The organism is Stenotrophomonas sp. (genome assembly GCF_050737075.1).
Lineage (GTDB): Bacteria > Pseudomonadota > Gammaproteobacteria > Xanthomonadales > Xanthomonadaceae > Stenotrophomonas.
The window spans coordinates 1-12978 of record NZ_JBOHXV010000026.1; the positions used below are offsets into that span (position 1 = coordinate 1).

14 protein-coding genes are annotated in these 12978 nt (G+C 65.2%); 3 read left to right on the plus strand and 11 right to left on the minus strand.

The features are described from left to right. From ACREPD_RS08575 to ACREPD_RS08595, 5 genes are all read right to left on the minus strand, one after another. Positions 1 to 507: glycosyltransferase (locus ACREPD_RS08575; RefSeq protein WP_431598925.1), on the minus strand; the 507-nt coding region annotated here is incomplete at its 3' end. Continuing rightward, the gene (locus ACREPD_RS08580) at positions 500 to 1714 is read right to left on the minus strand and encodes a hypothetical protein (RefSeq protein ID WP_431598926.1); all 1215 of its coding nucleotides are present in this window, start codon (positions 1712 to 1714) and stop codon (positions 500 to 502) included. The genes ACREPD_RS08575 and ACREPD_RS08580, both read right to left, overlap by 8 nt. Further along, complete coding sequence (locus ACREPD_RS08585; RefSeq protein ID WP_431598927.1) at positions 1692 to 2105, minus strand: hypothetical protein; 414 nt, start codon at positions 2103 to 2105, stop codon at positions 1692 to 1694. Before ACREPD_RS08585 ends, ACREPD_RS08580 begins: the two co-directional genes overlap by 23 nt. A gap of 711 nt (positions 2106 to 2816) precedes the next feature. Beyond that, positions 2817 to 3443: a CoA transferase subunit B gene (locus ACREPD_RS08590; protein ID WP_431598928.1), complete on the minus strand. Its 627-nt coding sequence runs from the start codon at positions 3441 to 3443 to the stop codon at positions 2817 to 2819. A 1-nt stretch (position 3444) separates the two neighbouring features. Then, positions 3445 to 4179, minus strand: coding sequence for a CoA transferase subunit A (locus ACREPD_RS08595; protein WP_431598929.1), 735 nt, complete (start codon positions 4177 to 4179; stop codon positions 3445 to 3447). A gap of 222 nt (positions 4180 to 4401) precedes the next feature. Between ACREPD_RS08595 and ACREPD_RS08600 the strand changes: the two genes are divergently transcribed. The 3 genes from ACREPD_RS08600 to ACREPD_RS08610 all read left to right on the plus strand — a co-directional run bounded on the left by ACREPD_RS08600 (position 4402) and on the right by ACREPD_RS08610 (position 7939). Then, positions 4402 to 4950 carry a hypothetical protein gene (locus tag ACREPD_RS08600; RefSeq protein ID WP_431598930.1) on the plus strand — a complete coding sequence of 183 codons (549 nt, stop codon included), beginning with the start codon at positions 4402 to 4404 and terminating at the stop codon, positions 4948 to 4950. Positions 4951 to 5174: 224 nt separating this feature from the next. Beyond that, entirely contained in the window at positions 5175 to 6524 is a 1350-nt protein-coding gene (locus ACREPD_RS08605) for a phosphomannomutase (protein WP_431598931.1), read from the plus strand. An 11-nt stretch (positions 6525 to 6535) separates the two neighbouring features. Beyond that, complete coding sequence (locus ACREPD_RS08610; protein ID WP_431598932.1) at positions 6536 to 7939, plus strand: mannose-1-phosphate guanylyltransferase/mannose-6-phosphate isomerase; 1404 nt, start codon at positions 6536 to 6538, stop codon at positions 7937 to 7939. Positions 7940 to 7988: 49 nt separating this feature from the next. On the opposite strand, the gene rfbD is transcribed toward ACREPD_RS08610, so the two are convergent. The 6 genes from rfbD to ACREPD_RS08640 all read right to left on the minus strand — a co-directional run bounded on the left by rfbD (position 7989) and on the right by ACREPD_RS08640 (position 12955). Then, on the minus strand, positions 7989 to 8879 hold the full coding sequence (gene rfbD / locus ACREPD_RS08615) for a dTDP-4-dehydrorhamnose reductase (RefSeq protein WP_431598933.1): 891 nt from the start codon (positions 8877 to 8879) through the stop codon (positions 7989 to 7991). After that, complete coding sequence (gene rfbC, locus ACREPD_RS08620) at positions 8876 to 9433, minus strand: dTDP-4-dehydrorhamnose 3,5-epimerase (protein ID WP_431598934.1); 558 nt, start codon at positions 9431 to 9433, stop codon at positions 8876 to 8878. The genes rfbD and rfbC overlap by 4 nt, the downstream gene beginning before the upstream one ends. Beyond that, a complete protein-coding gene (gene rfbA / locus ACREPD_RS08625; protein WP_431598935.1) occupies positions 9430 to 10317 on the minus strand; it encodes a glucose-1-phosphate thymidylyltransferase RfbA in 888 nt (295 codons plus the stop codon). Before rfbA ends, rfbC begins: the two co-directional genes overlap by 4 nt. 14 nt (positions 10318 to 10331) lie before the next feature. Further along, positions 10332 to 11387 (minus strand): dTDP-glucose 4,6-dehydratase, encoded by a 1056-nt coding sequence (gene rfbB / locus ACREPD_RS08630; protein WP_431598936.1) that lies wholly within the window; start codon positions 11385 to 11387, stop codon positions 10332 to 10334. A gap of 137 nt (positions 11388 to 11524) precedes the next feature. Further along, positions 11525 to 12289, minus strand: a complete 765-nt coding sequence (locus ACREPD_RS08635) for a class I SAM-dependent methyltransferase (protein WP_431598937.1) — start codon at positions 12287 to 12289, stop codon at positions 11525 to 11527. Positions 12290 to 12460: 171 nt separating this feature from the next. Continuing rightward, a complete protein-coding gene (locus ACREPD_RS08640) occupies positions 12461 to 12955 on the minus strand; it encodes an EamA family transporter (protein WP_431598938.1) in 495 nt (164 codons plus the stop codon). Positions 12956 to 12978: the final 23 nt, after the last annotated feature.

Consider the following 12978-nt stretch of genomic DNA (forward strand, 5'->3'; position numbering starts at 1 on the left):
GTGCAGCGCACTGACCTTGATCGCCATGAAGTTGCCGAAGCTGATGGTGCGCCCGGTGAGCAGCTGGAAGATGAATTTGTACACCACGTAGAACGCGCGGAAGCGCAGCGTTTCCACCCGGCTCCTGCGCCGCGCCACCGCCACGTCGACCGTGTCGTCGCGCACCGCGTCCAGCAGCGTGGCGATGGTCTCGGGCAGGTCCTCGCCATCGGAATCCATCACGATCACCCGCGTGGCGTCCGGCAGGTTCTCCTCCACATAGCCCAGACCGACCGCGATGGCCTTCTGATGGCCGACATTGCGGCGCAGCTTCAGCACCACCCCGCTCACCCCGGAGCCGGAGAGCTGGAACGGCTGCACCGGTTCGCGGATGGAGCCGTCGTCCACGGCCACCACGAAGACGCGGTCGCCATACAGGCGCGCCAGCTCGGTGAACAACCGGGTCGAGGCCACGTGGTCTTCATAGACCGGCGTCACCACCACGAACGACTCGCTGGACTCAACCATTGTGTTCTCCTGCAGCATTGCGCGGGGCGGCCTGTTTCCACTGGTCCAGTACCATCACCACCGCGTACATCAACAGCAACTGCACCGGCAGCGCAACGCGCTTGGCACTGGTGGCCAGGTGCCACACCAGGTCGTGCGGGGTACTCAGGTAAACGATGAACAGCACGCCGAAGTAGGCTGCGGCGACAGCCAGCCCGGCCCGGGCGGCGGGCACGCGCCAGGTGCGGGTCCACAGTACCAGCAGCAGCACCAACGGTACCCAGACGGCACTGCGCAGCATGGCCTTCAGGATCAGCAGGGTCGGTGCGATGTCGGGCAGGCGCGCCAGCAGCTGCCCCTTCAGATCACTCTGGGCCAGGTCGTTGCCCAGGTCGGCGCCGGCAACGGCCAGCTTCCAGGCAACCAGCGGCAGCATCGACACGGCGAACGCGGCCAGCAGCGCCCACGGCATGCGGCGGTCGCGCAGCAGCAGGGTGGCCACCGCGACAACGCCCACCAGGATGGCCAGCACCGCACCTTCGTTCTTGATCAGCGTCAGCACCGCCGACAGCGCCGCATACGCAGCGAGGTTGAACCACGCCCCCTCGGCGGGGTCTCTGCGCGGCTGGATCGCCACGGCCAGGGCGGCAACCGCGTAGACGGCCAGGAACGCGTCCATGTACCCGTCAACCAGATACCGGCCGCCCACCTCCAGCACCGCCACCGCGAACAGCCCGGCGGCCCACCACGTGCGCAGGCTGCGCGCGATCAGCAGCAGCGCCGGCAACAGCAGCAGCGTGGCCGCAGCCTTGGGGAAGATCTCGTTCCAGTGGCCGACCACCTTGGCCGACGTGGCCGACCACAGCGGCAGCAGCGAGGGGTAGTCGTTGTGGCTGAAGATGGCATAGCCATCCAGCTGGGCGTACAGCGAGCCCTCCAGGTAGATCCGCTTGGCGTGCAGCATCCAGATCGAGCGTGGGTCCCATTCGTCGGTGGGGCTGCCCAGCGCGAGGACCAGCAGCACGGCCACGATGCCCAGCATCCAGGCCGCGCGGCCGTCGCGCAGGGCCAGCAGCGACCAGAGCGCGCACAGCAGCACGGCGATGAAGGCGATCTGCGCCGGCAGCCCTACCCAGCCGAACGCGGCGAAGGCATAACAGAGCAGCACGCCAGCCAGCATGGCCAGCGCCGGGCGGGCGCCCGCGTCAGTGGCAGTCAACGAGAACAATGCGCTCACTCCTTGCGATTTCGGTGCAGTTTGGCTGCTGGGGGCCCGGCGTGCGCCAGAGCATCAGGCCCTTGTCGGCCCAATGCACACGGCGCGGGTACAGCCCGTCCCATAGGCGCTCGCGCACCAAGGGGTCTTCCCAGAGGCCCGATGCCAATGCAACCGGCGCGCCGCTTTGCTCGTGGCGAAGCAGCTCGCGGGCCTCGACCACTTCGGGCGGTACCGACTCGGTCCAGCCCGCGTCGGCAACGAAGGCTTGGCGCAGGAGCGATCCGCTGAAATCGACGTCTTTGGCGATGCCGCGCAACCCTACTACCAGCGCCGCCGCGATCACCAGACCGGCCAGCCAACGTTGCAGAACGGAGGGGTTCCCCTTCCTGGGCTTTATCACGGCAGCATTCCAGAGTTACCAAGGCCAAGCCGGAAATTCTAGCATTGCGCTGAAAAACGGATCGAAGCAGCAGCCGCGCCGGGAGCAGGTTGTGCCGCGGCCGTACGGCAGCGACGCATCGGCAGCCTGTCCGCCGCACGTAGGAAGCACATTCGCAGCCGACCGCCGGTAGGGTCGGTCCCCAGACGACTGCACGGAACGCCCCAACGTCCGGTAACGCATGACCACAATCGACACCGTGCTCGTCGCGCGTAAAACAGCGCAGCAAATGCCATAAACGCCATCGCGGATTCCCCCGCAACCAACGCAGAACGCCGTGCAGCGGTCCAAATTGCGGACCACATCGCAATATCCAACATCGTTGCCACACAACGCTCTGCAAGCGCATCGAGGCATATCACGTCACAACGATTGATGCCATCAAAGCACCCCACACGCATCAACAGATACAACCAACTTCCGCTACCGTCGCAGCGTACGCATGGTTAACCCTCGGAGTTTGAAAGCTCCTCACGAGTAGTCTTTGCGTTCTGCGTCGGGAGGGTGACGAAATACAACACCCTCGCGGAAATACGTCGCACCGCGTGCCGATAGGCGGCTTTCAACCTCCCGACATCCCTCGCCATTCCGGCGAGGGGCTATCGCCTCCACGCACGTCGGTGAATGGCTGGAAGAAGGCAGCGACGCATGGCGTCGCTCTACGGCGCGAGGTCAGCCGAAGCTGACCCCGGTCTTCTCCTTCAGCTCGTCCGTGCTCACGCCCGGTGCCGCCTCGACCAGCACCAGGCCGGCGTCGGTCACGTCGAACACGGCCAGGTCGGTGATGATGCGGTCCACCACGCCCACGCCGGTCAGCGGCAGCGTGCATTCGGGCAGGATCTTGTGTTCGCCGTTCTTGGCGGTGTGCTCCATCAGCACCACCACGCGCTGAACGCCGGCCACCAGGTCCATCGCGCCGCCCATGCCCTTGACCATCTTGCCGGGCACCATCCAGTTGGCCAGATCGCCCTTGTCGGTGACCTGCATGGCGCCGAGGATGGCCAGGTTCACGTGGCCGCCGCGGATCATGGCGAAGCTGTCATGGCTGCCGAAGTAGCTCGCCCCCGCACGCGCGGTGACGGTCTGCTTGCCGGCGTTGATCAGGTCTGCATCCACCTCGGCGTCGGTCGGGAACGGGCCGATGCCGAGCAGGCCGTTCTCTGACTGCAGCCACACGTCCACGCCCTCCGGAATATGGTTGGCCACCAGGGTCGGCAGGCCGATGCCCAGGTTCACGTAGGCACCGTCGGTCAGCTCGCGGGCGGCGCGTTGCGCCATTTCGTCGCGGGTCCATGCCATGTCAGTTGCCCTCCGCACGCACGGTGCGTTGTTCGATGCGTTTTTCGGGGGTGGGGTTGTGCACGATGCGGTGCACATAGATGCCCGGCAGGTGCACCTGGTCCGGGTCGATGTCGCCCACCGGCACCACCTGCTCCACTTCCACGATGCACAGCTTGCCGGCCATGGCGCAGGCCGGGTTGAAGTTGCGCGCGGTCTTGCGGAACACCAGGTTGCCCGCCTCGTCGGCCTTCCACGCCTTGACCAGCGCGACGTCGGCGCGCAGGGCGGTTTCCATCACGTAGTGCTTGCCGTCGAATTCGCGGGTTTCCTTGCCCTCTGCCACCACGGTGCCGTAGCCAGTGGCGGTGAAGAAGGCCGGAATGCCCGCGCCGCCGGCACGCAGGCGCTCGGCAAGGGTGCCCTGCGGATTGAATTCCAGCTCGAGTTCGCCGGCCAGGAACTGCCGCTCGAATTCCTTGTTCTCGCCCACGTAGGACGAAATCATCTTCAGGATCTGCCGCGTTTCCAGCAGCTGGCCCAGGCCGAAGCCGTCCACGCCGGCATTGTTGGAGATCACCGTCAGGCCCTTCACCCCGCTGTCGCGCAGCGCGGCGATCAGGGCCTCGGGAATGCCGCACAGGCCGAAACCGCCGACCGCCAGGGTCTGGCCATCGGCCACCACGCCCTGCAGCGCCTCGGCGGCGCTGGCGTAGCGCTTGCCGCGCCGACCGCCGTTGTCTGGGGACTTGCTCATCTACGCCCTCACCTCGTTGATGTGAGCCGCCATTGTAGCCGTCCGGGTGGGAACCGTCGGCTTCGCTACCCCGGAAGTTAGCCATGTGGCTCTTCCGGACCCACGTTCGACAACTCCTCAGGGTGACAGACGTTGCGCGACGCCAGTCTCAGTATTTTTGCTGCCTGGAAACGTATATTCATCCTCGCGCAATGAATGCGCGCTTCCAAGGAATGAAAAGGAATGAAGAGGAATTTGGTAATCGGTTTGGCAGCGGCGTGCCTGATGAGCGGCGGAGTAATGGCGCAGGATGGAATGTATCTTGGCCAGAACCAAAATGGCGTCGCTGCTTCGTCCAATGGTGTAGCGGCGATCCCCGAAGGCGTCCTGTTGGTTGAGCTGGAACGATGGGTAGCCAAGGACGACAGTTTCTCTGTGCGTCCGGCCCCGAGCTGGCAGGTGCATCCGGGTCGGCGAGAAGGCGTACTGGGATTCGTCTCGTTTACGGAATTCCCTGGCAGCGTCCCGCTGTACCACTGCATTGCCAACGACTACAGCGACAGGTTTACGTCGCGACAAGCCGATTGTGAGGGGCATATTCCGATGGCGTCTGCCCCCATCACGGGCAATGTCTCTCCCACCCCGCTACCCGGCACCGTCGCGCTCTATCGCTGCCTGCGTACCGGACTCAGTGGTGGTCGTTGGGGAGACCATTTCGACTCTACGGATTCAAATTGTGAGGGTGTGAGATCCACCATCAATGAAGGCGTCATGGGCTACATCTGGCAGTAGCCGGGCGTATATGCGTTCGGATGCGGCTGATCCGACCCAACACGTAGGGGAAATCGCCCTGCTCAGCTGGTCCCGCGCCGCACAATCCCAATGATCCTCCGTCTCCCGCCGGGGCCAGCTTGTTTGGCCCCGGCGGCTGCGTCCGATCCCCAGTGAATGGGCTGTAAGCGCTACCGTTACAGGCCACCGGTTAGACTACCCAACTGACCTGTACGAGGACCGACATGACACTTCCCGCATTCAAGGCATACGACATCCGCGGCCGGGTGCCGGACGAGCTGAACGAAGACCTGGCGCGCCGCATCGGCGTGGCGCTGGCCGCGCAGCTGGACCCGGGCACCGTCGTGGTCGGTCATGACGTACGCCTGACCAGCCCTGCGCTGCAGGACGCATTGGCCGCCGGGCTGCGCGGCGCCGGCCGAGAGGTGTTGGACATTGGGCTGTGCGGTACGGAGGAGGTCTACTTCCAGGTGGACCACCTCAACGCCGCCGGCGGGGTGATGGTGACCGCCAGCCACAATCCGATGGACTACAACGGCATGAAGCTGGTCAAGCAGCAGGCCCGGCCGATCAGTTCGGACACCGGCCTGTTCGCGATCTCCGATGCGGTCGAGGCCGACACCGCGCTCGCGGCCGAACCGCGCGCCGGCATCCAGTCGCACCCGGACAAGGGCGCCTACATCGAGCACCTGCTCAGCTACGTGGACCGCGCCGCGCTGAAGCCGCTGAAGCTGGTGGTCAACGCCGGCAACGGCGGCGCCGGCATCATCGTGGACCTGCTGGCACCGCACCTCCCGTTCGAGTTCGTGCGCATCGCGCACGAGCCGGACGGCAGCTTCCCCAACGGCATTCCCAATCCGCTGTTGCAGGAAAACCGCGAACTCACCGCGCAGGCCGTGCGCGAGCATGGCGCGGACTTCGGCATTGCCTGGGACGGCGACTTCGACCGCTGCTTCTTCTTTGACCACACCGGCCGCTTCATCGAAGGCTATTACCTGGTCGGCCTGCTGGCGCAGGCCGCGCTGGCGCGCCACCCCGGCGGCAAGATCGTGCATGACCCGCGCCTGACCTGGAACACCGTGGAAATGGTGGAAGCAGCCGGTGGCCAGCCGGTGCTGTGCAAGAGCGGGCATGCCTTCATCAAGGAAAAGATGCGCAGCGAAAACGCCGTGTATGGCGGCGAGATGAGCGCGCACCATTACTTCCGCGAATTCGCCTACGCCGACTCCGGCATGATTCCGTGGCTGCTGATCGCCGCGCTGGTATCCGAATCCGGCCGCTCGCTGGCCGACCTGGTCGAGGCACGCATGCAGAAGTTCCCCTGCAGCGGCGAGATCAATTTCAAGGTCACCGATGCCAAGCTCGCCGTCGCGCGGGTGATGGAGCACTTCGCTCCGCATGGGCCGACGCTGGACCATACCGATGGCATCAGCGCCGACTTCGGCCAGTGGCGCTTCAACCTGCGCAGCTCCAACACCGAGCCGCTGTTGCGGTTGAATGTGGAAACGCGTGGCGATGCCGCCCTGCTGCAGCAGCGCACGGACGAAATTTCGCAGTTGCTCAAGGCATCCTGAGGCCCCGCCCGATGAACGATATTCTTCCGGTCATTCTGTCTGGCGGCTCCGGCACACGGCTGTGGCCGCTGTCGCGCGAGGCCTACCCCAAGCAGTTCCTGGCCCTGGCCGGCGAACAGACCATGCTGCAGGCCACTTGGCAGCGTGTGGCGCCTATCGCAGGGCGCGCACCGCTGGTGGTGGCCAACGAGGAACACCGCTTCGTGGCCGCCGAGCAGCTGCAGCAGTTGGGCGTACAGCCGCAGGCGATCCTGCTGGAGCCGGTCGGGCGCAACACGGCACCGGCAATTGCCGTAGCTGCGCTGGAAGCCACGCTGGAGGAAGGCGACCCGCTGCTGCTGGTGCTGCCGTCGGACCACGTGATTGCCGATGAGGCCGCCTTCCGCGCCGCCGTGATCAGCGCGCTGCCGGCCGCACGGGACGGCAAGCTGGTCACCTTCGGCATCGTGCCCACCGGCCCGGAGACCGGCTACGGCTACATCAAGGCCTCCTCGGGTGAGGCGGTGCGCGCCGTGGACCGGTTCGTCGAAAAGCCGGACGCGGACACCGCGCTGCAGTATGTGCAGTCCGGCGAGTATTTCTGGAACAGCGGCATGTTCCTGTTCAAGGCGTCGCGCTACCTGGCCGAGCTGGAAACGTTCCAGCCGGCCATGCTCGCCGCCAGCCGCAATGCCTGGCAGCTGGCACGACGCGATACCGACTTCACCCGGCTGGACAAGGACGCATTCGCCGCCGTGCCGGCCGACTCCATCGACTACGCGGTGATGGAGAAGACCGAAGACGCCGTGGTGGTGCCGCTGGATGCAGGCTGGAACGACGTGGGCTCGTGGACCGCGCTGCGCGATGTGTCGCCGCAGGATGCCGATGGCAACGCGCACCACGGCGATGTCATCGCCATCGACTGCCGCAATACCTACGCCTACGGCGAACGGTTGATCGCACTGGTGGGGCTGGACGACGTGATCGTGGTCGAGACCGACGATGCGGTGATGGTCGGCCGCAGTGACCGCATGCAGGAGATCAAACAGGTGGTGGCGCAGCTCAAGGCCGAGGCGCGCCCCGAAGCGACCTGGCACCGCAAGGTGTACCGCCCGTGGGGCGCCTACGACTCGATCGACAACGGCGAGCGTTTCCAGGTCAAGCGCATCACGGTGAAGCCCGGCGGCACGCTCAGCCTGCAGATGCACCACCACCGTGCCGAACACTGGGTGGTGGTGAGCGGTACCGCCGAGGTCACCCGCGGTGACGAGGTGATCCTGCTGGGTGAAAACCAGAGCACGTATATTCCGCTGGGCGTGACCCACCGGCTGCGCAACCCGGGCAAGCTGCCGCTGGAGTTGATCGAAGTGCAGTCCGGCAGTTACCTCGGCGAGGATGACATCGTGCGGTTCGAGGATACGTACGGGCGGAGTTGACGTACGCGGTAGCACCCAACAAAAAACCCGGCATTGCCGGGTTTTTCGTTTACAGCTCCGCGATCACACGCTTCAAGCCGTCCTGCCAGCTTGGCAGCACGATGCCGAAATCCGACTGGATCCTGGCCACGTCCAGATGCGAATACGCCGGCCGCTTTGCAGGCGTCGGATACTCGGCCGTGGTGATCGCCTCCACCCTGGGCGCACGGGCGAGTTTCCCCTTCGCCACGGCCTCGGCGAAGATCGACTCGGCGAACCCATGCCAGCTGGTTTCGCCCTGCGCGGTCAGGTGCCACGTGCCGGAAAGGCCAGCCGGATGCTGCAGCGCCTGCGCGGTAACGTCGGCGATGAGCGCGGCCGGGGTCGGCGTGCCAATCTGATCGGCAACCACGCGCAGCACGTCACGCTCGGCACCGACGCGCAGCATGGTGCGCAGGAAGTTGGCGCTGTGCGGGGCATACACCCACGCGGTACGGAAGATCAGGTGCCGGCCACCTGCAGCACGCACGGCATCTTCACCGGCCAGCTTGCTCTCGCCATACACACCCAGCGGTGCGGTGGGATCTTCTTCGGCGTAGGGGCGCTTGCCCTGCCCATCGAACACGTAGTCGGTGGAATAGTGCACGAAGGGCACGCCGGCAGCGGCGCACCAGCGCGCGATCACGCCCGGCGCGTCGGCGTTGGTCCGCCATGCCGCGTCGCGCTCACCCTCGGCGCGGTCCACGGCCGTATACGCGGCTGCGTTGACCACCACGTCGGGTTGGACACGGTCCAGCACGGCCATCAGGGTGTCGGGCTGATCGAAATCCGCGGCCTCGCACGGACTGCCGTCGGCGAGGCCGCCGCTGCGGGTCGTCGCCACGATGGTCCCCAGCGGCGCCAGCGCGCGCAGCAGTTCCTGGCCGAGCTGGCCGTTGCCGCCGAACAGCAGGACTTTCATGGCACGAAGACCGGCAGACGATCTTCGGCAATGTCCTTCAGGAACGGCGCGTTCTCGTCCTTGGCAGACAACGTGGGCGCACTGATCGGCCAGTCCACGCCGATATCGGCGTCATTCCAGCGTACGCCGGCATCGAAGTCCTTGAGATAGACCTCCGTGCACAGGTAACTGAACACCGCGCGTTCGGACAGCACGGCGAAACCATGCGCGAAGCCTTCCGGAATCCAGAACTGCTTCTTGTTCTCCGCGCTCAGCACCACCGCCTCCCACTGACCGAAGGTCGGCGATCCACGGCGGATGTCCACGGCCACGTCGTAGACCTCGCCTTCCAGCACGCTGACCAGCTTGCCCTGCGGGCGCGGCCACTGGTAGTGCAGGCCGCGCAGGACACCCTTGGCCGAGGTGGAGACGTTGCTCTGCACGAAACGGTCCGGCAGGCCCAGCGCCGCGAAGCGCTCGGCATTCCAGGTTTCGAAGAAATAACCCCGGGCATCGCCGAACACGGCGGGCTCGATCACGACGCAGCCAGGCAGCTTGGTTTCAATCACTTTCACGGAACGACTCCGCGCAGCGCGAGTGTATGCAGGTACTGGCCGTAGCCATTCTTGATGAGCGGTGCGGCCAGCGCTTCAAGCTGTTCGGCATTGATCCATCCCTGGCCGAAGGCGATTTCCTCCGGGCAGCAGACCTGCAGACCCTGCCGGGTCTGGATGGTTTCGATGAAGTTGGATGCTTCGAGCAGCGACTGGTGCGTGCCGGTGTCGAGCCACGCATAACCACGGCCCAGTGCTTCCAGATGCAGGTTGCCCTCGCGCAGGTAACGCCGGTTGAGATCGGTGATTTCCAGCTCGCCGCGCGGCGACGGCTTCAGCTCCGCCGCATGGTGGCTGGCATTGCCGTCATAGAAGTAAAGCCCGGTGACCGCGTAGTTCGAGCGCGGGTTGGCCGGCTTTTCGACCAGGTCGATCACCTTGCCGGCCTTGTCGAACTCGGCCACGCCGTAGCGCTCGGGGTCGTTGACCCAGTAGCCGAACACGGTGGCACCGTGATCGCGCTGGTCGGCGGTGCGCAGCACTTCGGTCAGGCCATGGCCGTGGAAGATGTTGTCGCCCAGCACCAGGCAGCTTGGCTTGCCGTCGACGAAGTCGCGGCCAATCAGGTACGCCTGCGCCAGGCCATCCGGACTGGGCTGCACGGCGTACTCGATGTTCATGCCCCACTGCGAGCCATCGCCCAGCAGCGTCTGGAACAGGGCCTGCTCATGCGGCGTGTTGATGATCAGTACGTCACGTATCCCGGCCAGCATCAGCACACTGAGCGGGTAATAGATCATCGGCTTGTCATACACCGGCAGCAGCTGTTTGCTGACGCCCTTGGTGATGGGATACAGGCGGGTGCCCGAACCACCGGCGAGGATGATGCCTTTGCGCTGGGTCATGTTGGGTCCTTGATTCAATCCGCGGTGCCGATGCGCTGCAGGCGATAACTGCCGTCCAGCACGCCGTTGACCCATTCCTGGTTGTCCAGGTACCAGTCCACGGTGAAGGCGATGCCCTGATCGAAGGTGTACGCAGGCTCCCAGCCGAGCTGGTCCTTGAGCTTGCTGGCGTCGATCGCGTAGCGGCGGTCATGGCCCGGACGGTCGGCCACATAGGTGATCTGGCTGCTGCGCGGCTGCCCGTCTTCGCGCGGGCGGCGTGCATCGAGCAGCGCGCAGATGGCGTGCACCACTTCAATGTTCTCCTTCTCGGAGTTGCCACCCACGTTGTAGGTCTCACCCACCTGGCCCTTGGCCAGCACGGTGCGGATCGCTTCGCAGTGGTCGGAGACGAACAACCAGTCGCGCACCTGCTTGCCGTCGCCATACACCGGCAGCGGTTCGCCGGCCAGCGCCTTGGCGATCACCAGCGGAATGAGCTTTTCCGGGAAGTGGTACGGGCCGTAGTTGTTGGAGCAGTTGGTGGTCAGCACCGGCAACCCGTAGGTGTGGTGGAACGCACGCACCAGATGGTCCGAGGCGGCCTTGGACGCCGAGTACGGCGAGTTGGGCGCGTACTGGGTGGTCTCGCTGAACTTGCCGGTCTCGCCCAGGGTGCCGTACACCTCGTCGGTGGAGACATGCAGGAAACGGAAGGCCTGGCTCTTGTCGGCCGGCAGCGCCTTCCAATAGTCGCGCACCGCCTCGAGCAGGCCAAGGGTGCCCACGACGTTGGTCTGGATGAAGGCGCCGGGGCCGTCGATGGAGCGGTCCACGTGGCTTTCGGCGGCGAAGTTCAGCACTGCATCGGGCTGGTGTTCGGCCAGCAGGCGCGCCACCAGCTCACGGTCGCCGATATCGCCGTGCGCGAATACGTGGTCCGGATTGCCCTCCAGCGGGGCCAACGTCTTCAGGTTGCCGGCGTAGGTCAGCGCGTCCAGGTTGATGACCCGCACGCCCTTGGCGACGGCTTCCAGTACGAAATTACCGCCGATGAATCCGGCACCGCCGGTGACAAGCCATGTGGGCACTACCTGTTCTCCTGTTCATGTTTCCTGCGCCGCGCTCCCAGAAGGGGCCGGACTCCAGCTCGGAAGCATACAACGGCAGGCCGGCATCGACCTGCCAAGGAATGAACACGCCGCTGCCACCCCAGCCGGACGGCCCCTCAAGAAGCCTGCAGCAGCCAGACCTTGATGTCGGCCGGCATCACGCTCACCAGAGGGCTGGCAACCGTCAGCACCGCGCTGACCGCCAGTGCTTTCGGCGCGGAAACCGTACGGTCCGTGCGGATACGGGCATACAGACCACGCGCGGTCATGGAGGGAAGCGTTCGAACTGCCGCGATGTTCAAGCCCGCATTGGCTCCAATCGCCGCCATGCTGGCATCGTCCAGATAATGCACATGGGGGGAGGGGAAGCCTTCCTGCCACATGCGATCAAACGAGGCCGGCAGGCCCAGCCGCGCCAACCATCTTGACGTCTGGTAGAGCACGCCCGTCCGCGCTGGCGCGTTCACCACCACCACCCCATCATGGCGAAGGTGGCGCACGCAGGCGCGCAGGGCTGCATCGATATCAGGGATGTGCTCCAGCACATCATTGAACACGATCACGTCGAAGCGCTCGTCAGCAGCCAGTACGTCTGGGAAGAAGCCTTTGCGGACCGCCAGGCCTTTGCCGACAGCAAGCGCGGCAATGCGCGCATCGGGCTCGATTCCGGTGGTCTGGAAATGGTGCTGGACGGACTCCATGAACCATCCATGTGCACATCCCACGTCCAGCATGGTCGGGCGTCCAGACGGTCCCGCCGGCTTGCGGCCAACGAGATCGGCGGCCAGCACCTGGAAGTTCCGTTGCCGCAGATGCCCCAACCCTTCTTCACGCCGGGCCTCATCTACAACCTCGACCAGCCCGTCGGTATCAATGTCCACACGCAGCGTGCTGCCTTCGTAGGTACAACCATCACAGACGCGGTGCCATTCCCGCAGTCCACGCCGCAACGTGCGGTGACACGCTGGACACTGCTCTCCCACCTGAACCATTCCCCTCTCCAAAGCCGATAAAACGCGTCAAAGTCTGAGGTGCAGATGCTGCAGCTATAGCTATGCTCTGTTGCCCCACGAAGAAATCACCACCCCCACAAGGATCACGGCTCCTCCCAGCCACGTCTGCGGCCTGATCGGCTCATGCAGCAGCCACCACGCAAACGTCGGGACCAGGAGGAAGGTCAATCCGTAGAAAGGGAAGGCAACAGACAATGGAACCCGAGCCAGTACCGCCAGCCACAGCAAGGTAGCAGCACCATACATCGCCAGTGCAACGAGCAGCGTACCGGACAGAAAGCTTGCCGGGCGGGAGAACGACAGCTGGGCAGACACCAGTTTGAACAGCACCTGCCCGCACGCCAGCATGGCCAGAGTGACCAGGATCATGCCGATCGCGGCCGGGGTGAGCGAGGCGTCTGAACGGGGCATCTGTACGGAAATCCGCAGCGGCTGGGCAGAGGAGGATACCGTGCCGGGCTTGACAATGGATGCGGCGACCTCGCGCACCACCATACGCATTCGCATGGTGGCGCGCAGCCAGTTAGAATCCATGTCCCACCCCCGAACCGGTTGCC

What these genes read in the sequence shown, in the direction of transcription:
- ACREPD_RS08605 (WP_431598931.1), top strand. Translation starts at nt 5,175, where the DNA reads ATGACACTTCCCGCATTCAAGGCATACGACATCCGCGGCCGGGTGCCG.
- ACREPD_RS08590 (WP_431598928.1), bottom strand. Translation starts at nt 3,443, where the DNA reads ATGGCATGGACCCGCGACGAAATGGCGCAACGCGCCGCCCGCGAGCTG.
- ACREPD_RS08610 (WP_431598932.1), top strand. Translation starts at nt 6,536, where the DNA reads ATGAACGATATTCTTCCGGTCATTCTGTCTGGCGGCTCCGGCACACGG.
- rfbA (WP_431598935.1), bottom strand. Translation starts at nt 10,317, where the DNA reads ATGACCCAGCGCAAAGGCATCATCCTCGCCGGTGGTTCGGGCACCCGC.
- ACREPD_RS08595 (WP_431598929.1), bottom strand. Translation starts at nt 4,179, where the DNA reads ATGAGCAAGTCCCCAGACAACGGCGGTCGGCGCGGCAAGCGCTACGCC.
- ACREPD_RS08640 (WP_431598938.1), bottom strand. Translation starts at nt 12,955, where the DNA reads ATGGATTCTAACTGGCTGCGCGCCACCATGCGAATGCGTATGGTGGTG.
- rfbD (WP_431598933.1), bottom strand. Translation starts at nt 8,879, where the DNA reads ATGAAAGTCCTGCTGTTCGGCGGCAACGGCCAGCTCGGCCAGGAACTG.
- ACREPD_RS08600 (WP_431598930.1), top strand. Translation starts at nt 4,402, where the DNA reads ATGAAGAGGAATTTGGTAATCGGTTTGGCAGCGGCGTGCCTGATGAGC.